A 26,471-nucleotide genomic window follows, 5' to 3' on the forward strand; every position below is an offset into this window, starting at 1 on the left:
TCGCAGGTAGTCTGATGGAAGCCTTCGGTCTACTCATGGACGGCTTTGCCGTCCTGCTGACATGGAAGACGCTCGTCCTGATGATGGTCGGGCTGGTGCTCGGCATTTTCGTCGGCGTGCTGCCGGGACTTGGCGGGCCGAACGGTGTGGCGATCCTGCTGCCGTTGACCTTCACGATGGATCCGACCTCGGCCATCGTGATGCTGTCCTGCATTTATTGGGGCGCGCTGTTCGGCGGCGCCATCACGTCCATCCTGTTCAACATTCCCGGCGAGGCCTGGTCGGTCGCGACCACCTTCGATGGTTATCCGATGGCGCAGCAGGGCAGGGCTGCGGAAGCGCTGACTGCGGCGTTTACTTCCTCGTTCATCGGTTCGCTGGTGGCGGTGCTGTTGATCACGTTTCTGGCGCCGATGATCTCGTCCTTTGCGCTGAAGTTCGGCCCGCCTGAATTCTTTGCGGTCTATCTGCTCACCTTCTGCTCCTTTGTGGGGCTTGGCCGCGAGGCCAAGCACAAGACTGTCATTTCGATGTCGCTCGGTCTGCTGCTCGCCGGCGTTGGAATGGACACGGTGTCCGGCCAGTTGCGCATGACCTTTGGTTCGACTGACCTCTTGCGCGGCATTAATTTTCTGGTCGCGGTCATCGGCCTGTTCGGCATCAGCGAGATACTGCTGACGATGGAAGAGCGCCTCGCGTTGCGCGGACACGCCGCCGGGATCAGTCTGCGCGTCGTGTTGTCGGTCTGGAGAGACCTGCCGAAATATTGGGTGACGCTGCTTCGTTCGTCGTTCATCGGCTGCTGGCTCGGCATTACGCCGGGTGGCGCGATTGCGGCCTCGTTCATGGGCTACAATCTCGCCAAGCGTTTTTCCAAGGACCCGGACGGTTTCGGCAAGGGCCGCATCGAAGGTGTGTTTGCGCCGGAAACGGCGGCGCATGCCTCGGGTACGGCAGCACTGCTGCCGATGCTGGCGCTCGGTATTCCCGGCTCCGGCACTGCGGCAATCCTGCTCGGCGGCTTGATGGTGTGGGGCCTCAACCCCGGGCCATTGTTGTTCGTCGAACACAAGGACTTCGTCTGGGGCCTGATTGCCTCGATGTATCTCGGCAACGTGGTCGGTCTTGTGCTGGTGCTGACGACGGTGCCGATCTTTGCCTCGATCCTGCGGGTGCCGTTCGCAGCGGTCGCGCCGATGATCGTGGTGTCCTGCGCGATCGGTGCCTATGCCATCCAGAATGCGATGTTTGACATCTGGCTGATGCTTGGCTTCGGCGTCGTCGGCTACGTCTTCAAGAAGATCGGAATACCGCTCGCGCCATTCACGTTGGCGCTGGTACTCGGCAACCGGGCCGAGGATGCGTTCCGCCTGTCGATGATCGGATCCGGCGGAGACATGAAGGTGTTCTGGTCCAACGGCCTTGTTGGCTCGATTACAACACTGGCGATCGTTCTCCTGTTCTGGCCCGTGATCGACAAGCTATTTGGCAGTTTCGCCCGGCTGATGCGGACGTCAAAAAGTAACGCCTAGCCAGATATTTAGGGCGGATTTGGTGTTTTTTCACCCTGACGCCGGCTAATCCGCCGATGGAACTCAATTGTGTCCACTTGTTGCTCCCGGGTAACAGGATACGGCATTCGTTTCTGTATACTGGTTCCAGTTCAATTTCACGCTTTAGGCCCCCATGAATCGCATTCTGATTGCAGGCGCCGCGATTGTTTCGCTGCTCACGACAAGCGCTTTCGCTGCCGACCTGGCCCCGCGGCCGTATACCAAGGCTCCCGTGATCGTCGATCCCGGCTACAACTGGACCGGGTTCTATGTCGGTCTCAACGGCGGCTATAGCTGGGGCAGGGCGCGTAACACGTTCGAACCGGGTGCACCGCTTGGGATCACCACGTTTGGGCAGAATGTCGATGGCGGTCTCGGCGGCGCGCAGATCGGTTATAATTGGCAGCTGGATCGCACCTGGGTGGTCGGACTTGAAGCTGACATCCAGGGTACGGGGGAACGCGGAGGATCGCGTGATCAACTCGGAGCGATCAGAGTCGGCAACATAGGTGCAACCTTGTTCGCCGACACCACCACGAGCTTGCCCTGGTTTGCAACCTTCAGGGCCCGTGGCGGCGTCCTCGTTGACCCGAGTTTGTTGCTGTACGCGACAGGCGGTCTGGCGGTTGGTGAGGTCAAGGTGGCGACGACGCCGACCGGGATCTTCCAGCTGTTCGACGGCAACAGCAACGTCACCATCGGCGCACCGTTCACGGTCATTGGGACCACGGTGTCCGGAAGTGAGACGCGTGTGGGTTGGACAGTTGGAGCCGGCCTTGAGAAGAAATTCGCCAGGAACTGGTCGGCGAAGCTCGAATATCTCTATATGGACTTCGGCTCGAAGACCTACTTCGGCGGAACGGCCAATCAGACCACCGTCAGGTTCCATGACCATGTTGCCCGCGCCGGCATCAACTACCAGTTCACCGCGGGTCCGGTCGTCGCCAAGTACTGAGCGACAGAACGATAGGAATAAAAAAAGCCCCGGTTTTCCGGGGCTTTTTCGTGTGGTGAGTTCCAGCCGTGCTGATGCCGCTCAGACCACCTTGCGTTGCCTGAGATCGGCGATCTCTTCCTTGCCGAAACCGAATTCAGCAAGCACTTCTTCGGTCTGTTCACCGAACTCCGGCGGACGTGCCGCCATGCTGCTTGGCGTCCGCGACAAAGTTATCGGCTGGCCGACCAGTTGGATGTGCCTGTTTTCGTCGTTAGGCACGTGCTGCGCGATGCCGAGATGCTTGACCTGGTCGTCGTCGAACATCTGGTCGATCGAGTAGATTGGGCCACAGGGCACGCCGGCGGCGTTGAGCTCGCTGACCCAGGTCTCGGTGGATTTCTTCTCGGTGAGCTTCCCAATGGCAGCATTGAGCGCGTCGCGGTTCTTCGAGCGGGCGGGAGAGGTGGCGTAGTCGGGATTGGTGAGGAGTTCAGGCGCGCCGATCGCCTGCGCGCAGCGCTCCCAGATCCGCCCGCCGGTGGTGGCAATATTGATATAGCCGTCGGACGTCTTGAAGACGCCGGTTGGAATGCTGGTCGGGTGGTTGTTGCCGGCCTGCTTGGCCACGTCCTTTTCCATCAGCCAGCGCGCGGCCTGGAAATCCAGCATGAAGATCTGGGCCTGCAGGAGCGATGTCTGCACCCACTGGCCTTCGCCGGAGACGTCGCGTTCGAGCAGCGCCGTAAGGATGCCAAGGGCGCAGAACAGCCCGGCCGTGAGGTCGGCCACGGGAATACCGACCCGCATCGGGCCCTCGCCGGGGGCGCCGGTGACCGACATCAGCCCGCCCATGCCTTGGGCGATCTGATCGAAGCCCGGCCGCTTGTGATAGGGGCCGTCCTGCCCGAACCCGGAAATGCTGCCATAGACGATGCGGGGGTTGATCTTGCGCAGGCTCTCGTAATCGATGCCGAGCTTGGCCTTGACGTCGGGCCGGAAGTTCTCGACCACGACGTCCGCCTTCTCGGCAAGGCGCTTGAACACCTCGAGGCCCTTCGGGTCCTTCAGGTTGAGCGTCATCGCCCGCTTGTTGCGGTGCAAATTCTGGAAGTCCGAGCCCTGGCGCGGGCCGCCCGGCTGTTCGCCGGCCGAGTCCTCCAGCAGCGCGTCGATCTTGATGACATTGGCGCCCCAGTCGGCGAGCTGCCGCACGCAGGTCGGCCCCGAACGGACGCGGGTCAGGTCGAGGACGGTGAAACGGGAAAGGGCCTGCGAGGCGCGCGGGGAGGGCATCAAGGAGTCTCCAGCCAACAATTGGTCGAGGTCAAATTATCGGCGAAATGCATGGGCTTGTCATGCCATCATCGCAGATGGTGTCCGCGCCGGGATGCATAGCATGTCGCTGCCAGCACACGCGACCTCAAGCCCGGACGCAGCGCGTTCACGCGCGTCTTCGGCGCGCTACGGGCGGTGCACCGCAAGGCCCGGACACAAAATCGCGAAAACAACCCCATGCGAAGTAGCATGGGCCCCGGCTCGCCGCACTCGTGCTGCGTTGCGTCCGGGGCACGATAACAGAATGACCCGCCGTCACGGCCCAACCCAATCATCCCTCTCTAGCGCGATAGTCGTCGCAAATCGGCTCGCGCTTTCGCTGCCAGAGGATCGTCCGGATGCCTTGCGATGAAGAGCTCCAGTGACTGAACCGTGTTCAGTCGTCGCGCCAGTTGATATTCCTCCTCCACTGCCAGCTTGGGATCGCGTGCAGGGGGCGTGGTACTTTTGGTGGCAGTGCCAAGCTTTTCATTCGAAGCGACAGCTTTGGCCATGGAGAAATGACCTTTCTGAAGCATACGATCCGAATCCGACAGCAAGATTGTTGCAGCCAGTAGAGAGATCGTAAACGCCCTTTGCACGGCCTTCTTGCGCAGCACTTTTTGCATTTTTCCGATTCAGCTTGCACCGTCCAGCGCCAATCCGGAGCAGGCGCAAACGTTCCAGGAGCCATGAGCAGAAACGATGAGAATGAACGTCAATGTGAGAGCGGCGGACGATTAAAACGGTCCATGTGCGGTATGGCTGTGGCATAGTGCGCCGGAGCGGTGGCTGAATTACGACGCATCCGTCACGTTGCGCGTGGAACGCCTTCCTCTCGCTGGCCGCTTCGTCAAGAAGAACGCCGCAATAATTCGCGCGGCAATTGAGTTGACGAGGAAGATGCATTTCATAGGCGTGTTGGTATTTCTCAAGTTTTTATACTGGCTCCATGGCTGGTTCCCAGAGCCGCCTCTTTGCTTGTAAGTGCTCGTCGAAATTGTGCTTGTCGGTTGACGGACTTCGCGTTAGCTGCGTTCGTCGACAATCACCTTTCCATCATTTGGCAATGACTTAGGCTCGACCCAATCCACGATACCTCCGAGTTTTGTTATGTTTCGGAGTGTTGTGACAACCGCTTCCATGAGGCCGGCATTCGGACTGGCTGTTTCTGCCTTGAGGGTCATTAGGTCGCTTTCGCCCGATCGCGTCACGACGAGGCGCAACCGTCCTAGTTCGGGGTGACGCTTGCCGATCTCGGCGATCTGCTCCGGCCGCACGAACATGCCCTTGACCTTGGTGGTCTGGTCGGCCCGCCCCATCCAGCCCTTGATGCGCATGTTGGTGCGCCCGCACGCGCTTGTCCCCGGCAGCACTGCTGTGAGATCGCCAAGCGCGAGCCGGATCCAGGGGTGGTGCGGATCGAGCGACGTGACGACGATCTCGCCGACGTCACCGGGGGTGACGGGATCGCCGGTGCCGGGCCGCACGATTTCGAAGATCAGGTCCTCGTTCACGACCATGCCGTCATGGGCCGCGGTCTCGAAGGCGATCAGGCCAAGGTCGGCGGTGCCGAACGCCTGGTAGGCATCGACGCCGCGCGCCTTGACCTCGTCCTGCAGCGATTTCGGAAAGGCCGCGCCGGACACCAGCGCGCGCTTGATCGAAGAGACGTCGCGCCCGGCGCTTGCGGCGGCATCGAGCAGGATTTTGAGGAAGTCCGGCGTGCCGCTGTAGCCGACCGGCCGATAGGCCTCGATCAGCTCGAACTGCGCTTCGGTGTTGCCGGGGCCGGCCGGGATGACGGCACAGCCCAGCGCCCGCGCCGAGGCGTCAAAAATGAAGCCGCCGGGCGTCAGATGGTAGCTGAAGGTGTTGAGCACGACGTCGCCGGGCCGGAAGCCGGCTGCAAACAGCGCCCGCGCGCCGCGCCAGGGGTCGGCATGAACAGCCTCAGGCTCGAAGATCGGCCCCGGGGAGGTGAACAACCGTCCGAACGACCCCGGGAGGCCCGCCACGAGCCCGCCAAAGGGTGGTGCGGCCTTGTGCAGGGCAGGGAGTTCGGACTTGCGCAGCACCGGCAGGCGCGCCAGTGCGGCCCGGTCGGTCACGGAAGCCGGATCGGTGCCCTTCAGGCGCTCGGCATAGGCAGGCGCTGCCATCGCCCGGCGCAGCACGTCCGGCAGCCGCGAGAACAACTCCGCCTCGCGCTGGATCGGCTCACGCGTTTCAAGGGCGTCGTAATGGTCGGTCATGAGTCAGTCTTTCTTTCGTCATCCCGGGGCGCGCGAAGCGCGGGCTATGATGTGCATTGCGCATCTGAGGCCTGCGCCAAGAGGCGCATCCCGAAATGACGGCTGTTACAGCCACCGCTTCCGTCTCTTGAAACTCTTCAGGTTCTTGAAGCTCTTGCGCTGGTCGCCGGCGCCGCCGAGGTAAAACTCCTTCACATCCTCATTGTCGCGCAATTCGTCGGCCGAGCCGTCGAGCACCACCTTGCCCTGTTCCATGATGTAGCCGTGGCTCGCGACCGAGAGCGCCGCCCGCGCGTTCTGCTCCACCAGCAGGATGGTGACGCCGAGGTCGCGGTTGATCTCCTTGATGATCCCGAACACTTCCTTGACCAGCAGCGGTGACAGCCCCATCGACGGCTCGTCCATCAGGATCATCTTCGGGCGCGCCATCAGCGCGCGGCCGATCGCCAGCATCTGCTGTTCGCCGCCGGAGAGGTATCCGGCGAGCCCCGTGCGCTCCTTGAGGCGCGGGAAATAACGAAAGACCATGTCGATGTCGGCGCCGACCTCGTTGTCGGTGCGGGTAAAGGCGCCGAGCTTGAGGTTCTCCACCGACGTCATGTCTGAAATGATGCGGCGGCCCTCCATCACCTGGAAGATGCCGCGGCGGACGATCTTGTCGGGATCGATGCCGTTGATGCGCTCGCCGTCGAACACGATCTCGCCGCGGGTGACCTCGCCGTCTTCGGTCTTGAGCAGGCCGGAGATCGCCTTCAGCGTCGTCGACTTGCCGGCGCCATTGGCGCCGAGCAGTGCCACGATCGCGCCTTTCGGCACTTCGAGGCTCAAGCCGCGCAGCACCAGGATGACGTTGTCGTACACCACCTCGATGTTGCGCACATCGAGCAGCGGCGCGGTGGTTGGCGCCGCCGCCGGTGCGCGATCAATTTGAGTTGCTTCTGTCATGTCTGATCACCTGCTGCCGTCATCACCCGCCTTGTGCGCAATTGCGCACTGGGGCGGGTGATCCAGTATTCCAGAGCCGCCTGCGATCTTGCGGATGGGCTGCGGCGTACTGGATCCCCGCTTTCGCGGGGATGACGGCGGAGTGTTAAGGTTGCCCGGAGGCCCGCTAGATTACCAGCCCAGCCATTCGGCCTTGCGCGGCAAGTCGATGACCTTCACCTTGTCGAGCTTGATCGCGCCGTTCTTGACGAGATCGTTGAGCGGCGCGTCGGTCGCACCGGTGACCTTCATCCGGTAGAGATCGACCTTGAGCGTGCCGCGGTGGTCCTTGTCGGTCCAGGTTGACGGATTGCAGACGCCGTCCATGCCGGCCGGCACCCAATCCTTCTTCTGGTAGAAGCCCTTCTTGACGTTCTCGCCGGTGGCGCCGCCGTTCTTGGCAGCCCATTCGACGGCTTCCTTCATGTAGAGCGCGGTGCAGACACCGGCGATGTAGTGGACCGGACGGTAGGCGGTCCCGCCCGTGTCGGACATTTTGGAGATGTCCATCACGGTCTTCATGCCGGGAGCGTTGCCGCCCCAGGCCACGGCGGTGCGCAGCGGAAACACCACGCCGTCGGCGGCGGCGCCGGCGGCCTTGGCGGCATTCTCGTCCATGCCCCAGACGTTGCCGAGGAACTGAACGTCGACGCCGGCAGCCTTACAGGCGTTCAGGACCGAGATGTTCGAGCCTGCGGTGTTGCCGAGATAAGCGTAGTTGGCGCCGGAGCTCTTCAGGGTCAGGCACTGCGCGCTGTAGTCACCCGGCGTCAGCGCGAACACGATCGGTGGCAGCAGGTCGAAGCCGAGTTCAGCCGCGATGGCTTCACCCGCGGCCTTGGGCGCGTTCGGATAGGGATGGTTGGCGCCCATATGGACGAATTTCGGCTTGCCCGGCTTGCCCTTGGCCTTCCAGTCCTCGGCAGCCCAGGTCAGCATGCCGCGAACGGCGTCCGAATAGCTTGGGCCATAGAAGAAATTATAGGGTGCGGGCTTGGCCTTGCCGCCGGCGCCGGTCGGGTCCGAAAGCGCTGCAGCGTAGGACGCCGAGATGTCGGGGATCTTGTCTTCGGCGAGGAAGCCGGTGAGGGCTTCGGTGTCGGCGGTGCCCCATCCGAGAATGGCTGCAACCTTGTCGGCGCCCGACCATTTCTTGTACTGGGCGATGGCGCGCGGCACCTGATAGCCGTAGTCGACGGTATCGACCTTGACCTGGGTGCCGTTGACGCCGCCGTTTTTGTTGATCCAGGCATAGGTGTCGGCGACGCCCTGTCCGAACGGCGTTCCGACGTCGGACGTGGCGCCCGAGTAATCGGCAAGATGGCCCAGCGAGATCGGGGCTTGCGCGCTGGCTGAAGTAACGCCGAGCAGGAGCGCAAGCGAAGCGGTGCTCAATAAAATCTTCATCGTCATTATATTTCCTCCGGGTCTTTTGTTGAGGTCTTTTGTCGTCGGTCCCGTTCCTTCCTCAATGCGAGAACGGGTAGAGTTTCCAGTAAGCCTTGATGCGCCGCCAGCGGTGCGCGAGCCCGTCCGGTTCAAAGACCAGAAAGATGATGATGATGATGCCGATGGCCATCTCGCGCAGGAAAGCGATGTTGTTTTTCAATCCCAGGAATTGGTCGATCGGGCTGTCGCGCAGCGCGACGCTGAGCCATTCCATCGATTCCGGCAGCAGCACCATGAAGGCCGTGCCCATCAACGTGCCCATCACAGAACCGATGCCCCCGATGATGATCATCGCGAGAAAAATGATCGAGCGGTCGATGCCAAAACCTTCGTTGGAGACCACCTGGTTGTAATGCGCATAGAGCGCGCCGCCGACGCCGGCAAAGAAGGCGGCGAGGCCGAACGACAGCGTGCGGTATTTGGTGAGGTTGATACCCATGATCTCGGCGGACAGATAGTGGTCACGCACCGCAACCAACGCGCGGCCGTCTCGCGAACGGATCAAATTGGTCACCAGTAGATAGCAGACGATGACGTAAGCCAGCACGACGTAGAAATATTTCTTATCGCCGCGCAGCGAGTAGCCGAAGATCGAGAACGGCTCCGCGCTCGCAGGCACGCTGCCGCCGGTGAACCATTCGGCGCGCGCAAAGAAATCCAGCAGGATGTATTGCGCGGCCAGCGTTGCGATCGCGAGATAGAGTCCCTTCAGGCGCGCCGCGGGCAGCCCGAAGATCAGGCCGACCGCTGCCGTGACCACGCCTGCGAGCGGAATGCAGAAGAACACCGGGATGCCGAACCGGTTCGACAGATAGGCGGAAGTGAAAGCGCCGAACCCGAAGAAGGCGGCGTGGCCGATCGAGATCTGGCCGGTGAACCCGACCACGATGTTGAGGCCGAGGGCTGCGATGCCGAAGATGCCGATCTGGATCAGCAGGCTGAGGGTGTATTCATTGAGAACATGCGGCGCAAAGCAGATCAGGATGATGCCGACGATCATCGCGTTGCGGCTGGTCCTGGTTGGAAACACGGTGGTGTCCGCCGCATAGGTGGTGCGGAAGTCGCCGGCGGGGATCAGGGTCTGGGTTGCCATGATGGATTACACCCGCTCGATGTCTTTGGTGCCGAACAGGCCATAGGGCTTGATCATCAGGATGATGATCAGCGCATAGAACGGCGCGATTTCGTACAGATTGCCCCAGTGCAGATACTCGCTGTCGAGGAAGTGCGCGAAGTTCTCCAAGAGGCCGATGATGATGCCGCCGAGCACGGCGCCGCCGACGCTGTCGAGGCCACCGAGGATTGCCGCCGGAAACACCTTGACGCCATAGGCTGAAAGGCCTGCCGAGACGCCGTTGACGACCGCCACCACGACGCCGGCCACCGCTGAAACCGTCGCCGAGATCGCCCAGGCCATTGCGAACACGCTCTTGACCGAGATGCCGAGCGACTGCGCCACCTGCTGGTTGAACGCGGTGGCGCGCATCGCGAGGCCGTATTTGGACAGGCGGAAGAACCATGCCATGCCCACCATCATCGCCAGCGAAACCGCAAGGCTCATCAAATAGACGGTCTGCACCTGCAGTCCGAGGATGTTGACGTTCTGGGTGGTAAAGACGCGCGGAAACGGCTGCAGATTGACGCCGAATATCCATTTCATCAGCGCGGAGAACACGGTGGACAGCGCAATTGTCACCATGATCACCGAGATGATGGGTTCACCGACCATCGGGCGCAGGATCACCACCTGGATGGCGATGCCGAACAGGAACATGAACACCAGCGTGATCGGCATGCCCAGATAGAACGGCACCTGGTATTTCGTCAGCAGCCACCAGCACACCCAGGCGCCGATCAGCAGCAATTCGCCTTGCGCGAAATTCACCACCTGAGTGGCCTTGTAGATCAGCACGAACGACATCGCGACCACGCCATAGAGCGTGCCGACCACGAGGCCGTTGACCAGGAGCTGGATCAGTAGCTGGGTGTTCATGCGAATTGACTCGTGAGAGGCGCGCTCTTCTTTCCCTCTCCCTTTGTGGGAGAGGCAAAGGCGGCCACGGGCCGCCGTTCTAAAAGAGGACGCCGATGCTTTGCATCGGCTACGGCGAAGCGAAGACGGGTGAGGGGTTGTCTCCGCATACGCATGTGTGGAGAGAGACCCCTCACCCTAATGAGTGTGTTTTGAGCGGCGGTGTAGCCTTCTCCCACAAGGGGAGAGAGCGCACCAACTGGCACCGCGATGTATTTGAGCTGGGTGTTCATTCCGCGGCCTCCGCGAGTGGCGCGTTGGTGCCGAGATCGACCACCCGCAACGTGGTGCGGATGCGCTGGGTGGTGCCGTCCTGGAAGCGGATCACGGTATCGACGGGAATGTCGCGTTTGCCGCCATAGATCGCGTCGATGATCCCGGCATATTTCTCGTTGATGACGCTGCGGCGAACTTTTCGGGTGCGGGTGAGCTCGCCGTCGTCGGCGTCCAGTTCCTTGTAGAGCAGCAGGAAGCGCGAGATGCGCTGCGCCGGCGGCAGCGTGGCGTTGACGGATTCGACCTCCTTGCGCACCAGTTCATACACTTCGGGGCGCGAGGAGAGGTCGGTGTAGGTCGTGAACGAGATGCGGTTCTTCTCCGCCCATTTCGAGATGATCGAGTAGCGGATGCAGATCATCGCGGCCAGCGCGTCGCGGCCGGCGCCGAGCACGACGGTCTCGGCGATGTAGGGCGAGAACTTCAGCTTGTTCTCCAGATATTGCGGCGAGAAGCGTTCGCCGCGCGAAGTCTCGGCGAGATCCTTGATGCGGTCGATGACCACGAGCTGCTGGTTGTCGTTGAAATAGCCGGCGTCGCCGGAATGCATCCAGCCGTCCTTCATGTCGGCGGCGGAGGCTTCCGGATTCTTGTAATAGCCGAGATACATGTTGGGGTGACGCACCACAATTTCGCCGACGCCGTTGATGTCGGGGTTGTCGACGCGGATTTCGATGTCGGATGCCATCGGCACGCCCGTCGTATCCGGATCGACCTTGCCGGCCGGATGCAGCGTGTAGGCCCCGAGTAATTCGGTCTGGCCGTAGAGCGTGCGCAGCGGCACGCCCATGGCCTGGAAGAATTTGAACGTATCTGGCCCGAGCGCCGCGCCGCCGGTGGCGGCCGAGCGCAGCCGCGTGAAACCGAGGCGGTCGCGCAAGGCGCGGAACAGCAGTTGGTCGGCGAGCAGGGACTGCTTGCCCTCGGCCAGCGCCGCCAGGCCCGCCTTCATGCCGAGGTCATAGAGCTTTTGCTTGAGCGGCGAGGAGTCCATCACGCCGGCGCGGACATCGGCGGCGATCGATTCCCAGACCCGCGGCGCGAACAGCACGAAGGTCGGTGCGATCTCTCGGAAATCGTGCATCATGGTCTCAGGCTCTTCGACGAAGTTGACCTTCATCCGGCAGAGCAGCCCTTTGCCGAGGGCGTAGACCTGCTCCATGATCCAGGGCAGCGGCAGCACCGAGACGTATTCGTCATCCGGCCCCTTCGGATCGAAGCTGAGATACGTCGCGCAATGGCGGAGCACGCGCCCGGCGGCCAACATGGCAAGCTTGGGATTGGCCGTGGTGCCTGACGTGGTGCAGAGGATCGCGACATCCTCGCCTTTTGTGGCGTCCACCAGGCGGTCATAGAGGCCGGCCTCGCGCGCGGCGCGGTCGCGCCCCATCGCCACTAACTTGTCCGCTTCCATCAGGCGCGGGTCGTCGTATTTCCGCATGCCGCGCGGATCGGAATAAACGATGTGCTTGAGGTTGGGCACGCGCTCGGCAAGCGCCAGCAGCTTGTCGACCTGTTCTTCGTCCTCGGCGAACACCAGTTTGGCTTCGCCATAGCTCAACAAATAGGCGGCTTCCTCATCGAGCACGTCGCGATAGAGGCCAAGGCTCATGCCGCCGATGGCGTGCGTGGCGATCTCGGCCGCCATCCAGTCCGGCCGGTTGTCGCCGATGATGCCGATGACGTCGCCGCGGCCGAGCCCGAGTTCGACCATGCCCAGCGCGAAATCATGCACCCGGGTCTGGTAGTCGTTCCAGGTGAAGACGCGCCACAGCCCGTGATCTTTTTCGCGTAGCGCGATCTCGCCCCCGTGCTCCTTCGCGTTGAGGCGGAGTAGCTTCGGATAGGTGTCGGCCTTTGCGGCGCGTCCGGCGTAATCCATCATGCCGCGCTCTCCGCCGGCGTGTCGTCCGGATCGACCAGGGCTTCGTCCTCTTCACCGAGATAAGCGCGTTTGACGTGGGGATCGGCCAGCACCGCGGCCGGGTCGCCCTCGGCGATCTTGCGGCCGAAATCCAGCACCATGACGCGATGGGAGATATCCATCACTACGCCCATGTCATGTTCGATCATCATCACGGTCATGCCGAACTCTTCGTTGAGATCGACGATGTAGCGCGCCATGTCTTCCTTCTCCTCGAAGTTCATGCCGGCCATGGGTTCATCGAGCAGGATCAGTTGCGGCTCCAGCGCCATGGCGCGCGCCAGTTCGACGCGCTTGCGCAAGCCGTAGGGCAGGGTGCCGGCGGTCGCCTTGCGCACCGACTGAAGGTCGAGGAAGTCGATGATCTCTTCGACCTTGCGGCGGTGCTCGAGTTCCTCGCGCCGCGCGCCGGTCAGCCAGTACAGCGATCCCGTGATGAAGTTGTTCTTCAGCAAATGGTGCCGCCCGACCATGATGTTGTCGAGCACGCTCATATGGTGGAACAGCGCCAGATTCTGGAAGGTGCGGCCGATGCCGAGCGAGGGTCGCGCATTGGGATTGAGGCCGGTGATGTCCTTGCCGCGATAGAACAACTGACCCTCGGTCGGCTTGTAGCGGCCCGAAATGCAATTGACGATCGAGGTTTTCCCGGCGCCGTTCGGGCCGATGATCGAAAACAACTCGCCATCGTTCACGCCGAAACTGACTTCGGTCAGCGCGCGGACGCCACCAAAGCGCAGTGATACCCCGCGCACTTCCAACGTGTAAGCCACTCATTCCCTCCAGATACGGCGCTTAGGCAGCGCTCTTTATCTCTTCGTCAATCGCTCTCGCGATCCTACATCGACGGGTACCGCCAAGCCATCCGACTAATGATGCCGCGCGCCGCGCGATGCCTTCGTCGTCCTGCTCGCCGGGATCACATGCGCGGTAACGCCGCACCCGCAATCTCCGTCGTTTCCCGTGCGCCACCAGCTTGTCCGGTTGGGCCGTAAGCCGGCTGGGCGCGAGGTGGCTCTCAATAATGGAAAGCGTTACGTTGAAATGTCATGTGCCTGACAATTGGCCAGCAAATTTCGACGGCGTAACGTGCTTGCGGTCCTCCACCGATCGCGCGGAACGGGTACCCGCGGCTGCTGTTGCAGTGCAATATGACGAAGGCAGAGGTCGCAGGCGATAGTTGATGAGATCATGATTGCTCCGGATTCCCTGAAACGCATCGCATCCTGGTCACGCGAATTGAACGATCGCGAGATCGAGCTCGCGCGCGCCGGCATCGTCGAAAAATCCTACCGCGCCAATGAATTCATCTTCATGCGCGGCGACCCCTTCGAATACTGGACCGGCGTTGTCACGGGTCTGGCCCGGATGGGGATCGTATCCCGCGGCGGCAAGGCCGCCAGCTTTGCCGGCCTGACGGCGGGCGCCTGGTTCGGAGAAGGCTCCGTGCTCAAGAACGAGCCCCGGCGCTACGACGTGGTGGCGTTGCGCGACACGCGTCTGGCGATGATGAACCGCACGACCTTCATCTGGCTGTTCGAGAACAGTGTCGGATTCAATCGCTTCCTGGTCCGGCAACTCAACGAGCGTCTGGGGCAGTTCATCGGGCTGCTCGAATACGGCCGCACGCTGGACGCGACCGCGCGCCTGGCGCGGTCGATCGCTTCCTTGTTCAATCCCATTCTGTATCCCGACCTCACGCCGCATCTGGAGATCACGCAGGAGGAAATCGGGGCGCTGTCGGGCATCTCCCGGCAAAATGCCAACCAGTGCCTGAAGCGGCTGGAGAAGGAAGGCCTGCTCCGGCTCGAATATGGTGGGGTGACCATCATCGATCTCGATCGATTACGCCGCTATGGCGAGTGACGCCGGAAATCCGCGCACCGCGGGTCGTGTTTCTAACTGGAATAGGTTTACCGGCGGGCTGGCCCGCACTGGGCGCCTAAAGGTCTGATTCCAAACGGTTTTAGGATTAGACTCCGCCGGGGCCGGATGCTATGGCCTGCGCCGCGTGGTTGAAGCCCCTTGCGCGTCCGGTTCGGCTGGGCGAATGGGGCTGCGAGGGGCTTTGCCGGCCCTGCGGACGTACCCGGAAGGCTTGGGTGTCCGGCGGCCGGGGAACTTACTGGCGTTCGCGCTGCCTTGAGGCGGCGCCGGGGTGTTGGAGAGAAAATGGCGGATCAAGATTCGAAACCGCGCGTCGCGCTGATTACGGGCGTCACCGGCCAGGACGGTGCCTATCTGGCCGAGTATCTACTCGGTCTCGGTTACACCGTGCACGGCATCAAGCGCCGCTCGTCCTCGTTCAATACGGCGCGGGTCGACCATCTCTATCAGGATCCGCACGCCGGCAACGTGCCGTTCCTGATGCATTACGGCGACATGACCGACTCCACCAACCTGATCCGGCTGATGCAGCAGATCAGGCCAACGGAGATCTATAACCTCGCCGCGCAAAGTCACGTCGCCGTCAGCTTCGAGAGCCCGGAATACACCGCCAATGCCGACGGCATCGGCGTGCTGCGCCTGCTTGAGGCGATCCGGATCCTCGGCATGGAAAAGGAAACGCGGTTCTACCAGGCGTCGACTTCGGAGCTCTACGGCCTGGTTCAGCAAGTGCCGCAGAAGGAAACCACGCCGTTCTATCCGCGCTCGCCCTACGCCGTTGCCAAGCTCTATGGCTACTGGATCACGGTGAACTACCGCGAGGCCTATGGCATGTTCGCTTGCAACGGCATCCTGTTCAATCATGAAAGCCCAATCCGTGGCGAAACATTCGTAACGCGCAAGATCACGCGCAGCGTGGCCCGGATCGAGGCCGGCCTCGAGGAAGTGGTGCATCTCGGAAATCTCGAGGCCAAGCGTGACTGGGGTCATGCGCGCGATTACGTCGAAGGCATGCACCGGATATTGCAGATCGATGAACCCGACGATTTCGTGCTTGCGACCGGAGAGACCCGCTCGGTGCGCGAATTCGTCGAACTGGCGTTCGCGGAAGTGGGTCGCACCATCGAATGGCGCGGCGCGGGGGTCGATGAGCAAGGCATCGACAAGAAGTCCGGCAAGATCGTCGTGCGCATCGATCCCATGTATTTCCGGCCGACCGAAGTCGATCTTCTGATCGGCGATGCCAGTAAGGCGCGGGAGAAACTCGGCTGGAAGCCGAAGACGCCGTTCGCCCAGTTGGTCAAGGAAATGGTCGCAGGCGATCTTGCGACCGCAAGACGAGAGGTTGCCAATGGCAAGAGTTCCGTTTGAGCTGAAGGGCAAGACGGTTTTCGTCGCCGGGCATCGCGGAATGGTCGGTGCGGCGCTGGTGCGCCGGCTCGCACAGGAAGACGTCGAACTGCTGACGATCGCACGCGCCGAAGTCGATCTGCGCGACCAGGCCGCGGTCAACAAATGGTTCGCCGCCAAGCGCCCGCAAGCAGTGTTTCTGGCGGCGGCAAAGGTTGGCGGCATCGTCGCCAACAACACGCTGCGGGCCGAATTCCTCTACGACAATCTGGTGATCGCGACCAACGTCATTCACGCGGCCCATGTCAACGCGACCGAGAAACTGATGTTCCTCGGCTCCTCCTGCATCTATCCCAAGCTGGCCCCGCAGCCGTTGCACGAAGATTCCATGCTGACGGGACTGCTGGAGCCGACCAACGAACCCTACGCGATTGCCAAGATCGCGGGGATCAAGATGGTCGAAGCCTATCGCAGCCAGTACGGCTCCGACTTCATCAACGTGATGCCGACCAATTTGTACGGCCGCGGCGACAATTATCATCCCGAATACAGCCACGTCGTCGCTGCCTTGATCCGGCGCTTCCACGAGGCGAAGGTTTCGGGTGCCAGGAACATCGTGGTCTGGGGCACCGGCACGCCGCGGCGGGAATTCCTCTATGTCGATGATCTTGCCGACGCCTGCATCCATTTGATGAAAACCTATTCCAGCGGCGAGCTCGTCAACATCGGGCTCGGCGACGACATCACCATCGCCGAATTCGCCCGGCTCGTTGCCGCGACCGTCGGCTATGCCGGCGAGATCAGCTACGATACTTCGCGGCCGGATGGGACGCCGCGCAAATTGCTCGATAGCGGCCGGCTCGCCAAGCTCGGCTGGCGCGCCAGCACCACGCTCGAGGACGGCCTCAAGCTGGCTTATCAGGCCTTTCTGAACGAATCGCAGCAGGCGGCCGAGTAATGCTCAGAGCGCTTTCGCTACGGTAGCGCGCGGTGGGGCTTTGCCGAGGGCCGTCGCCATCGCCGATATCAATGGTCTCATGAAAAAAGCGTCATCGGCCGGATAGATGTCGGTGCGCAAGCCGTGGGCCGCGAGTTCGTTCGACACCGCCGGTCCGACCGAGGCGATTGGCGTTCGTTCAAGCCCATCGCGCAACCGATCCTCGCAGCCACGCGCCCGCGCGACCTCGATGAGGCGGCGAATCTGGCCCAGATTGGTCAACGCGATCGCATCGATGCGGCCGGCGGCCATCTCGTCGATGGCGGTGACGATGTTGGCGTCGGCGGCCTGCGCGTCATAGACATAGGGCAGCACGGTATCGACCTCGGCGCCCTGCGCCTTGATCGCGCCGACCAGGACGCTGTGATCCTTGTCCGGGTAGAGCTGCAGCCCGAGACGGCGGCCGCGCAGGTCGATGCGCGACAGCATCTCGGCGATGCCTTCGGATGTCGGCTTTTCCGTCGTCACCTGCGGCTCCAGCCCGATTTCGCGCAGCGCACGGCCCGGTTTGGGGCCGCGCGCGAATTTGCGGGCCTTGCCAAGTGCGGCCACGAATTCCGGTTCGAGGCCGATGTGGCGCACGACTTTCATCAGCCGGCGGAGACCTTCGCCGGTCATCAGCACCAGATCGTCGCAAGGCGCGGCAACGAACCGCCTGATCCAGGCCTCGATTGGCGCCGGATCGGGCGCGTCGTGAATGGTGAACATCGGACATTGCAGCACGTCCGCGCCTTGCTCGGTGAGCAGGCGGGAAAACTGCGCTTCCTCGCGCGTTTCCAGGATCAGGATACGGTAGCCGTTCAGTCTGTCAGCCATGGCCTCGCTCCAACGCCAATCGTCGTGCTTTGTTCATCATGACCCCGGTTTCCGGATTGGCGCAAGCCGGTTGGTGGTGATAGAGCAGGGCGCCAAACAAGCGTTCCACGTCTCTGCCAGAATTGTAATCAAGCCCGCGCCATGCCCGACCATCAGTTCGTCCTGACCCTGTCCTGCCCCGATCGCCCCGGCATCGTCTCCGCGGTGTCGACCTTTCTCGCCCATAACGGACAGAACATTCTGGACGCCCAGCAGTTCGACGATATCGAAACCAAAAAATTCTTCATGCGGGTGGTGTTCACCGCCGCGGACCTCGCGGTCGAACTGGCGGCGTTGCAGACCGGCTTTACCGCGATCGCCGACCGCTTCGGCATGGACTGGCAGATGCGCGATCGCGCCAGCCGCCGCCGGGTGATGTTGCTGGCTTCCAAATCGGACCATTGCCTGGTCGATATCCTCTATCGGTGGCGCACCGGCGAACTGGAGATGATTCCGACCGCGATCGTCTCCAATCATCCGCGTGAGACCTATGACAATCTCGATTTCGGCAAGATCCCGTTCCACTATCTGCCGGTCACCAGGGAGACCAAGCGCGAGCAGGAACAGGCGGTCCTGAAACTGGTGCAGGACAGCGGCACCGACCTCGTGGTGCTGGCGCGCTATATGCAGATTCTCTCGGACGAGATGTCAGAAGCGCTTTCGGGCCGCTGCATCAATATCCACCACTCGTTCCTGCCGGGCTTCAAAGGCGCTCGGCCCTATCACCAGGCGCATGAGCGCGGCGTCAAACTGATCGGCGCGACCGCACACTATGTGACGCGCGACCTCGATGAAGGCCCGATCATCGACCAGGACGTCGAGCGCATCAGCCACCGCGATACTCCGGAAGATCTCTCGCGCAAGGGCCGCGATATCGAGCGCCGCGTGCTGGCCCGCGCGATACGCCATCACCTCGAAGATCGTGTGATCCTCAACGGCCGGAAGACAGTGGTATTTGGCGACTGATGAGCGAGCTATCCGGCTAGAGCGTTTTCCAGCGAAGTGGACACCGGTTCGCGTCAAGAAAATGCGTCAAATCAAGAATCTAGAGCCCCGTTCCGATTCCATCGGAACGGAAAAGGCTCTAGTCGACCCTAGTCGAAGGTCGGAAAGAAATTTCTTGGCTTCCATCCGAAGTCGCGTACCGCAGGCGTTGAATCGAAGGCCATATCCTTCATCATCCGGATGCCCATTGCGGCGTTAGCGCTTGGGAACAATGGCTTGGCGACGACAAATCCTGCTCGCCACAAGACTGGTGGTATTGAGAGTGTCCGTCGCGGCAACTTCATCCCGTCAAAAATTCGACCGATCATCTCGCGGTAGGTGAGGGTTTCGCCGCCGGGCAACGAGTATATCTTGTTTGCAGCGGCTTGACTGAATGCTGCGGAGACCGCTCCGATGGCCAAGTCCTCCGCATGCACAGGCTGCCGCAAACCCTGCGCTCCCCCGACGAGAGGCATAAAGCCAAATTTCCGAATAAGCCGCGATAGTGGCGTAATATTGCGATCCCGTCCTTCGGCATAGATGAGTGTCGGCCGCAATATGGTCCATTCAATGCCGGCCTGTGAGCAGATACTTTCGATGTTTCGCTCCGCTTCGGCTAGCCTGGTCAAGGTTGCTCGTTCGGAAGCAATCTCGCTATCAATTTTTGTAAGGACGCTTGTCGAGGTGAAGACAACAATTCGCTTCAGGGAAGGATTCAATAGATATGGCAGAGCGCTGGACAACAGCGCAGCACTCGCCGTGCAAAACAGGGTCGTAAATGGTGGAAATTTGAAAGCTTCAGGTTTTTCAAGGTCACCCAAAAACCAATCGATCCCGGTCCCATCTTGCGGTGCCCTTGACAAGGCAAGGGGTCGTTGACCGCTGCGGACCAGGCGTTCAACGATGTAGCCGCCGACAAGGCCGGTAGCTCCTATAACCAGACTCTTCGTCTCAGTTTTGTTGTGTTCAGCTGGTTCATCCAATCCTAGCAAATTCATACCGCTCCCAGAATTCAAGCACCCGCGACCGGTCGATGGTCGAGAGTTATCTCCGTTGTTCCGCTCTTCAGCCGGTATAGACCGGTCACATTTCGCGGCATAGGGCGGAAGGAGCGATCCAGGCTTGAAATCACGTGCGCGATAGGAGTGTTATCGACAATGCAACTTAAGGGTGTTGAAAGGAGCGCTTCGTACAGCGGTGCGATGTGGTATAATGAGACCGTTGCCCCATTGCGCGTCGGTAGGTGTCCAAGGGCGCCCTGCGTCGCAGGTGCTTCACCATTGATGTCAGTGCGGTCGCGCTTGGCCTGACCCGCAATACTGGTAACCAGGAGCCTCAAAGCGATGCAAGCTGTTGAAAAACATAGCTGCTTCGGCTATCCGATGAAAATGGTTCGGCGGGGTGGGCAAGTTGATTTTGCGATACCCGTGTCGCACGGGATCGAGTAGTCCCGAATTGACTTCGAAAGCTCTTCGTGGCGAACCGCAAATTGGGTGATCAGTGATCAAATTTGGCTTGCTGGGGTGCGGACGTATCGCAAAGCGTCACGCTGATCTTCTTGGCGGCGGCCATATCGCTGGGGCCAAATTGGTTGCAGTCTGCGACGTCGTGCGCGAGCGGGCCGACACGATCGCCTCGCGGTTTGGCGTGCCGGCGTTCTACAGCATTGATGAATTTCTGAACCACAAGGACATGCAGGCGGTTTCGGTGTTGACGCCCAGCGGGATGCATCCGGCTCACGCCATTGCCGCGGCCAAGGCCGGCAAGCATGTCATCGTCGAAAAGCCGATGGCGCTCCGGCTCGAAGACGCCGATGTCATGATGAACGCCTGCGATGCTGCTGCCGTCAAGCTTTTCGTCGTGAAGCAGAACCGGTTCAATGTCCCCGTGATCAAGGCGCGCGAAGCGCTCGAGGCCGGTCGCTTCGGACGGTTGATCCTGGGAACCGTAAGGGTGCGCTGGTGTCGTGATCAGGCCTATTATGATCAGGATAAATGGCGTGGAACCTGGGCCTATGATGGAGGCGTTCTGGCCAACCAGGCAAGTCACCATGTTGATATGCTCGAGTGGTTCTTCGGCGACGTGGTCAGCGTACACGCCCGGGCAGCAACCGCGCTGGTGAACATCGAAGCCGAAGACACTGCAGTGGCGACGCTCAAGTTCAAGAACGGTGCGCTCGGAATCATCGAGGCGACAACGGCAGTCAGGCCAACGGATCTCGAAGGCTCGTTGTCAATACTCGGTGAAGGGGGAGCCGTTGAGATTGCCGGGTTTGCCGTCAACAAGATCCGGCACTGGCAGTTCTCAAAGGAGCTTGATTCAGACAGAGAGGTTGTCGAAAGGTTCTCGGTTAATCCGCCAAACGTCTATGGTTTTGGCCACCAGGCCTATTACGAACATGTCGTCAAATGCCTCAACGATCAGGGCCCCGCGCTTGTCGATGGCCTTCAGGGTCGAAAGAGCCTTGAATTGATATCTGCGTTGTATGAATCCATCGAGACCGGCAAGGAAGTCTCTTTAAAGTTTGCCCCGCAATTATGCCGTCTCGGCGAACTGCCATGAACGAGCCCGAAATCCGACAGGTGGGCATGCGTGACGTGGTATTCGGTGCTCGTGTCATCATCGTCGAGCCGTGCAATCTTTACGGTTGCGAAATTGGCGACGATTGCTTTATCGGCCCCTTCACCGAAATCCAGAAATCAGTACGGATTGGATCGCGAACGCGCGTTCAGTCCCATGCGTTTGTTTGCGAGCTTGTCACGATCGGCGACGATTGCTTCATTGGTCACGGGGTGATGTTCATCAACGACACGTTTTCGACGGGTGGCCCGGCGCGAGGCCGCAAAGAGTTGTGGCGCCACACGAAAATCGGAAATCACGTATCGATCGGGTCGGGGGCGTCAATTCTTCCGGTTGAAATCTGCGACAATGTCGTGATCGGGGCCGGCGCGGTCGTTACCAAGGACATTACGTTGCCCGGAAGCTACGCCGGAAATCCGGCGCGTCTAATTCGGCGCCATTGACAGCTACTGGTTCGAAATGAGGCTCCATCCCATGGCCGTGCCCTACGCCGACCTCCATCTGCAATATGAGAGCATCAAGTCGGAAATCGATGCCGCGATCGCCGCCGTCATTCGTGACAGCTCCTTCATACGTGGTCCATACGTCGACAATTTCGAAACTGCGTTTGCGGCCGCCGTCGGCGCCCCCCACTGCGTGTCTTGCGCGAACGGAACGGACGCTCTTTACGTCGCGATGCGGGCTTTGGGAGTTTCGCCCGGCGATGAGGTGATTACGACCGCGTGGTCCTGGATCAGCACATCGGCCACGATTACGCATGCCGGCGCGAACGTCGTCTTTTGTGACACTGACGCCGGCACCTACACGATCGATCCGGCCGCGATCGAAAATGCCATTACGCCGCGGACGGTGGGAATCATTCCGGTCCATCTCTACGGTCAGCCGGCCGACATGGACGCGATCATGCAGATCGCGCGTCGACACAAACTGTGGGTGATCGAAGACTGCGCTCAGGCTCATCTGGCCGAATACCGAGACCAGCAAGTCGGCACGTTCGGGGACGCTGCGACCTATTCGTTCTATCCCGGGAAAAATCTCGGAGCGATGGGAGACGCTGGCGCAATTGTTACCGGTCGCGCGGATCTTGCCGAACGAATGGCAATGTTGGCGCGACACGGTGGCCTTGTCAAACATCAGCATCGTATCGAGGGCATCAACAGTCGTCTCGACGGCATGCAGGCCGCTATCCTTTCGGCAAAGTTGCCACATCTCACGCGGTGGACGCAGGCTCGGCAGGCGGCGGCAACGGTTTATGATGCCGGCCTCAATCAGATCGAAGACGTTGTTGTTCCTCAGGTGGCTCCGGACCGCACCCATGTGTATCATCTTTATACCATCCAGCATCCGGAACGCGACAAGCTCGCCGCCCACCTGAGCGCAAACAACGTGCAAACCGCCGTCAACTACCCGGTGGCTCTTCCGTTTCTGGAGGCCTATGGACGATTGGAGCATCGTCCAGAGCAGTTTCCGAATGCGCATCGGGCTCAAAGCCGGATTTTGTCATTGCCGATGTTTGCGGAAATCACGGCGCCGCAACAGAAGACCGTGGTCGATCTCATTCGCGCCTTCGGTTAGTCGTGCTGCGCAGTGCAGGCGATATCGATTATGAAATGGCTGCGCAATTCTCATGAAAAGCGGCTCCCGACTGCTGGCAAATTCGACCTGGAATGCCATGGCATTCCTCGTCAGCGTCGGGCTGAACTTGCTGATCTTGCCGTTTGTCGTCGGTAAATTGGGCGTTGCATCCTTCGGGATGGCGGGGCTTGTCGTCGCCACCATTGCGCCTGCGCTCATTTTCAGTGGCTCTCTCGCCATGATGTCGACGCGCGAATTTGCCCGAACGCTCGCCACGGCAGCGCGCCATGAGACCCGACAGTTTTTTGCAACGGCTCTGTTTCTCAGCCTGGCGGTAGGAATTCCACTTGTGGGCCTTTTTTGGCTCGTCGGCCCGGCCTTTGCGCAGCGCGTTTTTCATCTGGGCGGTGACCTGGCGGGCGATCTTTTCGCTGCGTTCGCTTTCGGTGCCGTGGGGTGGCTTTTCCAGTGCATCGCCGGCGTGTGCCTGGCGCTGTTCACGGCCCATCAAGATTACGCGCGGCTGGCTCTGGTGAGCGTCGCAGGCAGCGTGGCGTCGACACTTTCAATGCTTCTATTGATCCCGCACTGGCCGCAGGCGTCGACTTTCGTGGCCTGTCAAATGATCGGTTTTGCAGTCAATCTCCTGCTGTCGATGCTGCTGGCGCGGCTGCTATGTCCAGATGTGGTGGCGTTTCCAGCGCTGCATTCCAGATCACTGCTAACTCTCCTGCACATCGGCAAATGGCAGGCGCTGGCGCAGGGCGGTGGATTGGTCGCCGGACAGGCGGAACGCTATTTGCTCGGCATGTTTCTTCAGCCGCAAAACGTCGGATACTATTCGATCGCGCTGCGCGCGGAGGAAGCGATTTACATTGGTGTTCTCAAGATCGGCGAGATTCTGTTTCCATTTTTCAGTGCATTGCAGGGCGAGAGCGACGAGCGCGTCGGCGACCTGTTTTTTCGTGCATCATGGATACTGAACGTGCTGGCCGTAACCGCGCTCGGAGCTCTTATTCCTGTGGCGGGTAATGTGCTGTACCTATGGACCGGCCCGGAAGTTGCGGCCGAAGGCCAGCGCGTGCTGATCGTGCTGGCCTTGGCAGGCATCCTTGGCAGCGGTACCAACGTTTTCACGTTCTATCTCCTGGCGAAGGGCAGGACACGCGCGAACGCCGCGATATCGCTGGTCACCGCGCTATTCACCCTCGGAACCAGTGCGATGGCGCTTCCCTATTTTGGATGGCCGGCGGCGGGTTGGAGTGCATGTGCCGGCGCACTGGCCCAGATGGTTTTCATGACGCTGCTGCTGCGGCGAAGTTTCGCCTTGCCGGACATCGGGTCGCGGGTTTTGCATTTTGTCCTGATGCCGATTGGAGTCGGGGTCGTCGGTGCAATCCTGTTGCGAGTCTGGATTACGAACTATGGGATAGATCAAGGTGCCGCTTTGTGGGAGGTTGCCGGCTATTACGTTCTTTCGGCCGCGGCGATCCTGATGGCGGTCATTGCCGTTTCCAGCATCGGGCCCTATGGAGCAATTTGCCGGCGGGATCTGTATCGCATCGTAACACGGTTTCTTCCCGCCCGGAGCTTCTGATTCATGTGCGGTATTGCTGGTATCGTCGATCTGCGCGGCGAATCTGTCGCTCCATCTGCCATCGAGAAAATTACCGGCCTGATCGCTCACCGCGGTCCCGACGGTGCTGGATTTTGGTTCAGCGATGACAAGCGGATCGCGCTCGGACATCGGCGTTTAGCGATTATTGACCCCGGCGCCCGTGGCGATCAGCCGATGCATTCGGGAGATGGCCGTTTTGTCATCGTCTACAATGGCGAGGTCTACAATTTCCTGGAATTGCGGGCAGAGTTGCAAGCCGCGCGCGTCCCGTTCCGCACCGAGTCCGATACGGAAGTTATCCTCGCTGCCTGGCAGGCGTGGGGACCGGACATGCTCCTGCGCTTCAACGGAATGTGGGCCCTGGCGATCGCGGACAAGGTATCCGGCGACGTTTTTCTCGCCCGCGACCGGTTCGGCATCAAACCATTGCTTTACTCGATTTCGGACGGCCGCCTGGTGTTTGCGTCGGAAATGCGCGCCATTGTTCGATCCGGACTGGTGCCTACCGACATCGATGCAGATGCTGCGCGCCGGATCATGGTCGATGCCTTTGGCATTGAAGGAAGCGAGCGGACCCTGCACCGGGAAATCAAGCGGTTGCAGGGAGGGCACCATCTTTGGATAAGGGGCGGCCGTACCAGCGTTACGCGTTGGTGGCGTACGCTGGATCATCTGCCCCAGTTACCTTCCACCGAGGTTGAGCGGGTCGAACGTTTCGGCCAGATTTTTCGAGATGCCGTGGCTTTGCGCATGCGCAGTGACGTGCCGATTGGCACTTGCCTGTCCGGTGGATTCGATTCCTCTGCCATCATTTGTACGATGTCCGAAGCCGAGAAAAAGGGGATGGGGCCGCGCGGCAATCATGCGTGGCGGCACGCCTTTGTCGCGTCGTTTCCGGGATCTCCCAACGACGAACGGCCACAGGCCGAGGAAGCCGCGGCCTGGGCCGGTGTTGAGCCCACGATACTGCAAATCGGTGATGACGACGCCTTGCGGGATTTCGATCGCGTGCTCGAAGACATGGACGAGGTCTACATTGGCCTGCCAACGGCCGTCTGGTTGATCTATCGGGAACTGCGTCGCCAAAAAGTGCTTGTTTCGCTCGATGGCCATGGTGCTGATGAATTGATGGGGGGCTATCTGCAGGCGGGTGGTACAGCGGCGTTTTGGATGCGTAACGTTCTTTCTGGAATCATGGAGCGCTGGCCGTTTTTGGCAAACGCGGCGGATTTCGCGCGCGCGGCGCTGCTCAAGCGACGAGGCCATTTTTTTCTGCGGGGCGGGCTTTCCTCGCTTCCACGGAGGTTCGCGGTGGTTGGTGATGAGGACCGTTTGCCGACCGAGTGGGGTTCCTTCAATCGCAGGCTCTATCGTATGCTCCATGGAACCGTTCTGCCGACAATCCTGCGCAACTTCGATCGCCTGTCGATGGCGCACGGGATAGAAGTGCGGATGCCTTTTCTGGATTGGCGGCTGGTGACCTATGCGGTTGCCCTTCCGGAAGAGGCCAAGTACGCCGACGGATACTCGAAGTTGATTGCGCGTCGAGCCATGGCCGGCTGCATGCCGGAATCAATCCGGACCGCAAAGCGAAAAATCGGCTTCAATTCGCCGATGCCGGAATGGTTGAACGGTCCGCTTTCTTCCTGGACCGCATCCCTGCTGGCAAAGAAGGTTGAGGCCTTCACGGAACTGGTCGATGAGCCGGCGTTCGAGAAAGCAGTTTTGAAACTGAATCGTGACAGGTCGTGGGATTGGGAGTCGGCGGGACGGATCTGGCCCTATCTCCATATGAAGTGGGTACTGGATCGCCTGCCGTGATGGCGTCTTGAAAGAGAAGATTATTTCTAATCCCTTCACTCCCGCTCGCTGCTTCCTGGTTGTGAAGTTCCATCGACTCC

22 protein-coding genes are annotated in these 26,471 nt (G+C 60.8%); 11 read left to right on the forward strand and 11 right to left on the reverse strand.

Going from position 1 to position 26,471, the window contains the following annotated elements; translation table 11 throughout:
* The first annotated feature begins 14 nt into the window (after positions 1-14).
* The gene (locus JQ611_RS17815) at positions 15-1,532 is read left to right on the forward strand and encodes a tripartite tricarboxylate transporter permease (protein WP_212466133.1); all 1,518 of its coding nucleotides are present in this window, start codon (positions 15-17) and stop codon (positions 1,530-1,532) included.
* A 154-nt stretch (positions 1,533-1,686) separates the two neighbouring features.
* The gene (locus tag JQ611_RS17820; protein ID WP_211997455.1) at positions 1,687-2,508 is read left to right on the forward strand and encodes an outer membrane protein; all 822 of its coding nucleotides are present in this window, start codon (positions 1,687-1,689) and stop codon (positions 2,506-2,508) included.
* Between the two features lie 81 nt (positions 2,509-2,589).
* Here the strand turns inward: JQ611_RS17820 and JQ611_RS17825 are convergent, their stop codons facing one another.
* The 9 genes from JQ611_RS17825 to JQ611_RS17865 all read right to left on the reverse strand — a co-directional run bounded on the left by JQ611_RS17825 (position 2,590) and on the right by JQ611_RS17865 (position 13,497).
* Positions 2,590-3,783, reverse strand: a complete 1,194-nt coding sequence (locus JQ611_RS17825; RefSeq protein ID WP_212390933.1) for a CaiB/BaiF CoA-transferase family protein — start codon at positions 3,781-3,783, stop codon at positions 2,590-2,592.
* A 323-nt stretch (positions 3,784-4,106) separates the two neighbouring features.
* Positions 4,107-4,433 carry a hypothetical protein gene (locus tag JQ611_RS17830; RefSeq protein ID WP_212466134.1) on the reverse strand — a complete coding sequence of 109 codons (327 nt, stop codon included), beginning with the start codon at positions 4,431-4,433 and terminating at the stop codon, positions 4,107-4,109.
* Positions 4,434-4,832: 399 nt separating this feature from the next.
* Entirely contained in the window at positions 4,833-6,059 is a 1,227-nt protein-coding gene (locus JQ611_RS17835; RefSeq protein WP_212390932.1) for a phenylacetate--CoA ligase family protein, read from the reverse strand.
* Between the two features lie 105 nt (positions 6,060-6,164).
* A complete protein-coding gene (locus JQ611_RS17840; protein WP_212263966.1) occupies positions 6,165-7,004 on the reverse strand; it encodes an ABC transporter ATP-binding protein in 840 nt (279 codons plus the stop codon).
* Between the two features lie 171 nt (positions 7,005-7,175).
* Positions 7,176-8,456: an ABC transporter substrate-binding protein gene (locus JQ611_RS17845; protein ID WP_212466135.1), complete on the reverse strand. Its 1,281-nt coding sequence runs from the start codon at positions 8,454-8,456 to the stop codon at positions 7,176-7,178.
* Between the two features lie 55 nt (positions 8,457-8,511).
* Positions 8,512-9,585 (reverse strand): branched-chain amino acid ABC transporter permease, encoded by a 1,074-nt coding sequence (locus JQ611_RS17850; protein ID WP_212210107.1) that lies wholly within the window; start codon positions 9,583-9,585, stop codon positions 8,512-8,514.
* A 6-nt stretch (positions 9,586-9,591) separates the two neighbouring features.
* The gene (locus JQ611_RS17855; protein WP_212263968.1) at positions 9,592-10,485 is read right to left on the reverse strand and encodes a branched-chain amino acid ABC transporter permease; all 894 of its coding nucleotides are present in this window, start codon (positions 10,483-10,485) and stop codon (positions 9,592-9,594) included.
* 268 nt (positions 10,486-10,753) lie between these two features.
* Positions 10,754-12,685 (reverse strand): long-chain fatty acid--CoA ligase, encoded by a 1,932-nt coding sequence (locus JQ611_RS17860; protein WP_212263969.1) that lies wholly within the window; start codon positions 12,683-12,685, stop codon positions 10,754-10,756.
* Complete coding sequence (locus JQ611_RS17865) at positions 12,682-13,497, reverse strand: ABC transporter ATP-binding protein (RefSeq protein WP_212263970.1); 816 nt, start codon at positions 13,495-13,497, stop codon at positions 12,682-12,684. The genes JQ611_RS17860 and JQ611_RS17865 overlap by 4 nt, the downstream gene beginning before the upstream one ends.
* A 418-nt stretch (positions 13,498-13,915) precedes the next feature.
* Between JQ611_RS17865 and JQ611_RS17870 the strand changes: the two genes are divergently transcribed.
* The 3 genes from JQ611_RS17870 to JQ611_RS17880 all read left to right on the forward strand — a co-directional run bounded on the left by JQ611_RS17870 (position 13,916) and on the right by JQ611_RS17880 (position 16,919).
* Positions 13,916-14,590 (forward strand): Crp/Fnr family transcriptional regulator, encoded by a 675-nt coding sequence (locus JQ611_RS17870; RefSeq protein ID WP_212263971.1) that lies wholly within the window; start codon positions 13,916-13,918, stop codon positions 14,588-14,590.
* A gap of 306 nt (positions 14,591-14,896) precedes the next feature.
* Positions 14,897-15,982 carry a GDP-mannose 4,6-dehydratase gene (gene gmd / locus JQ611_RS17875; protein ID WP_212263972.1) on the forward strand — a complete coding sequence of 362 codons (1,086 nt, stop codon included), beginning with the start codon at positions 14,897-14,899 and terminating at the stop codon, positions 15,980-15,982.
* Positions 15,963-16,919 carry a GDP-L-fucose synthase gene (locus JQ611_RS17880; RefSeq protein ID WP_283816758.1) on the forward strand — a complete coding sequence of 319 codons (957 nt, stop codon included), beginning with the start codon at positions 15,963-15,965 and terminating at the stop codon, positions 16,917-16,919. The genes gmd and JQ611_RS17880 overlap by 20 nt, the downstream gene beginning before the upstream one ends.
* Before the next feature lie 3 nt (positions 16,920-16,922).
* Here JQ611_RS17880 and JQ611_RS17885 read toward each other — a convergent pair whose 3' ends face one another.
* Positions 16,923-17,774: a uroporphyrinogen-III synthase gene (locus JQ611_RS17885; RefSeq protein ID WP_212390929.1), complete on the reverse strand. Its 852-nt coding sequence runs from the start codon at positions 17,772-17,774 to the stop codon at positions 16,923-16,925.
* 141 nt (positions 17,775-17,915) lie between these two features.
* Here JQ611_RS17885 and purU point away from each other — a divergent pair, with 141 nt between their 5' ends.
* Complete coding sequence (purU, locus tag JQ611_RS17890) at positions 17,916-18,779, forward strand: formyltetrahydrofolate deformylase (RefSeq protein WP_212390928.1); 864 nt, start codon at positions 17,916-17,918, stop codon at positions 18,777-18,779.
* 128 nt (positions 18,780-18,907) lie between these two features.
* On the opposite strand, the gene JQ611_RS17895 is transcribed toward purU, so the two are convergent.
* The gene (locus JQ611_RS17895; protein ID WP_212466136.1) at positions 18,908-19,795 is read right to left on the reverse strand and encodes an SDR family oxidoreductase; all 888 of its coding nucleotides are present in this window, start codon (positions 19,793-19,795) and stop codon (positions 18,908-18,910) included.
* 502 nt (positions 19,796-20,297) lie between these two features.
* On the opposite strand from JQ611_RS17895, the gene JQ611_RS17900 reads away from it, so the two are divergent.
* The 5 genes from JQ611_RS17900 to asnB are packed head-to-tail and all read left to right on the forward strand — an operon-like array spanning position 20,298 to position 26,391.
* Positions 20,298-21,359 carry a Gfo/Idh/MocA family protein gene (locus JQ611_RS17900; RefSeq protein WP_212263975.1) on the forward strand — a complete coding sequence of 354 codons (1,062 nt, stop codon included), beginning with the start codon at positions 20,298-20,300 and terminating at the stop codon, positions 21,357-21,359.
* The gene (locus JQ611_RS17905) at positions 21,356-21,820 is read left to right on the forward strand and encodes an acyltransferase (protein ID WP_212263976.1); all 465 of its coding nucleotides are present in this window, start codon (positions 21,356-21,358) and stop codon (positions 21,818-21,820) included. The genes JQ611_RS17900 and JQ611_RS17905 overlap by 4 nt, the downstream gene beginning before the upstream one ends.
* Before the next feature lie 31 nt (positions 21,821-21,851).
* Positions 21,852-22,952 (forward strand): DegT/DnrJ/EryC1/StrS aminotransferase family protein, encoded by a 1,101-nt coding sequence (locus tag JQ611_RS17910; protein ID WP_212390927.1) that lies wholly within the window; start codon positions 21,852-21,854, stop codon positions 22,950-22,952.
* 52 nt (positions 22,953-23,004) lie between these two features.
* On the forward strand, positions 23,005-24,549 hold the full coding sequence (locus JQ611_RS17915) for a lipopolysaccharide biosynthesis protein (protein ID WP_212466137.1): 1,545 nt from the start codon (positions 23,005-23,007) through the stop codon (positions 24,547-24,549).
* 3 nt (positions 24,550-24,552) lie between these two features.
* Positions 24,553-26,391, forward strand: coding sequence for an asparagine synthase (glutamine-hydrolyzing) (asnB, locus tag JQ611_RS17920; RefSeq protein WP_212466138.1), 1,839 nt, complete (start codon positions 24,553-24,555; stop codon positions 26,389-26,391).
* Positions 26,392-26,471 lie beyond the last annotated feature (80 nt).

The sequence above is a fragment of the Bradyrhizobium sp. AUGA SZCCT0182 genome, from assembly GCF_018130185.1.
GTDB lineage: Bacteria > Pseudomonadota > Alphaproteobacteria > Rhizobiales > Xanthobacteraceae > Bradyrhizobium.

Excerpts from the sequence above, each read along its gene's own strand:
- JQ611_RS17815 (WP_212466133.1), top strand. The coding sequence starts at position 15 with ATGGAAGCCTTCGGTCTACTCATGGACGGCTTTGCCGTCCTGCTGACA.
- JQ611_RS17820 (WP_211997455.1), top strand. The coding sequence starts at position 1,687 with ATGAATCGCATTCTGATTGCAGGCGCCGCGATTGTTTCGCTGCTCACG.
- JQ611_RS17825 (WP_212390933.1), bottom strand. The coding sequence starts at position 3,783 with ATGCCCTCCCCGCGCGCCTCGCAGGCCCTTTCCCGTTTCACCGTCCTC.
- JQ611_RS17830 (WP_212466134.1), bottom strand. The coding sequence starts at position 4,433 with ATGCAAAAAGTGCTGCGCAAGAAGGCCGTGCAAAGGGCGTTTACGATC.
- JQ611_RS17835 (WP_212390932.1), bottom strand. The coding sequence starts at position 6,059 with ATGACCGACCATTACGACGCCCTTGAAACGCGTGAGCCGATCCAGCGC.
- JQ611_RS17840 (WP_212263966.1), bottom strand. The coding sequence starts at position 7,004 with ATGACAGAAGCAACTCAAATTGATCGCGCACCGGCGGCGGCGCCAACC.
- JQ611_RS17845 (WP_212466135.1), bottom strand. The coding sequence starts at position 8,456 with ATGACGATGAAGATTTTATTGAGCACCGCTTCGCTTGCGCTCCTGCTC.
- JQ611_RS17850 (WP_212210107.1), bottom strand. The coding sequence starts at position 9,585 with ATGGCAACCCAGACCCTGATCCCCGCCGGCGACTTCCGCACCACCTAT.
- JQ611_RS17855 (WP_212263968.1), bottom strand. The coding sequence starts at position 10,485 with ATGAACACCCAGCTACTGATCCAGCTCCTGGTCAACGGCCTCGTGGTC.
- JQ611_RS17860 (WP_212263969.1), bottom strand. The coding sequence starts at position 12,685 with ATGATGGATTACGCCGGACGCGCCGCAAAGGCCGACACCTATCCGAAG.
- JQ611_RS17870 (WP_212263971.1), top strand. The coding sequence starts at position 13,916 with ATGATTGCTCCGGATTCCCTGAAACGCATCGCATCCTGGTCACGCGAA.
- gmd (WP_212263972.1), top strand. The coding sequence starts at position 14,897 with ATGGCGGATCAAGATTCGAAACCGCGCGTCGCGCTGATTACGGGCGTC.
- JQ611_RS17880 (WP_283816758.1), top strand. The coding sequence starts at position 15,963 with ATGGCAAGAGTTCCGTTTGAGCTGAAGGGCAAGACGGTTTTCGTCGCC.
- JQ611_RS17885 (WP_212390929.1), bottom strand. The coding sequence starts at position 17,774 with ATGGCTGACAGACTGAACGGCTACCGTATCCTGATCCTGGAAACGCGC.
- purU (WP_212390928.1), top strand. The coding sequence starts at position 17,916 with ATGCCCGACCATCAGTTCGTCCTGACCCTGTCCTGCCCCGATCGCCCC.
- JQ611_RS17895 (WP_212466136.1), bottom strand. The coding sequence starts at position 19,795 with ATGAATTTGCTAGGATTGGATGAACCAGCTGAACACAACAAAACTGAG.
- JQ611_RS17905 (WP_212263976.1), top strand. The coding sequence starts at position 21,356 with ATGAACGAGCCCGAAATCCGACAGGTGGGCATGCGTGACGTGGTATTC.
- JQ611_RS17910 (WP_212390927.1), top strand. The coding sequence starts at position 21,852 with ATGGCCGTGCCCTACGCCGACCTCCATCTGCAATATGAGAGCATCAAG.
- JQ611_RS17915 (WP_212466137.1), top strand. The coding sequence starts at position 23,005 with ATGAAAAGCGGCTCCCGACTGCTGGCAAATTCGACCTGGAATGCCATG.
- asnB (WP_212466138.1), top strand. The coding sequence starts at position 24,553 with ATGTGCGGTATTGCTGGTATCGTCGATCTGCGCGGCGAATCTGTCGCT.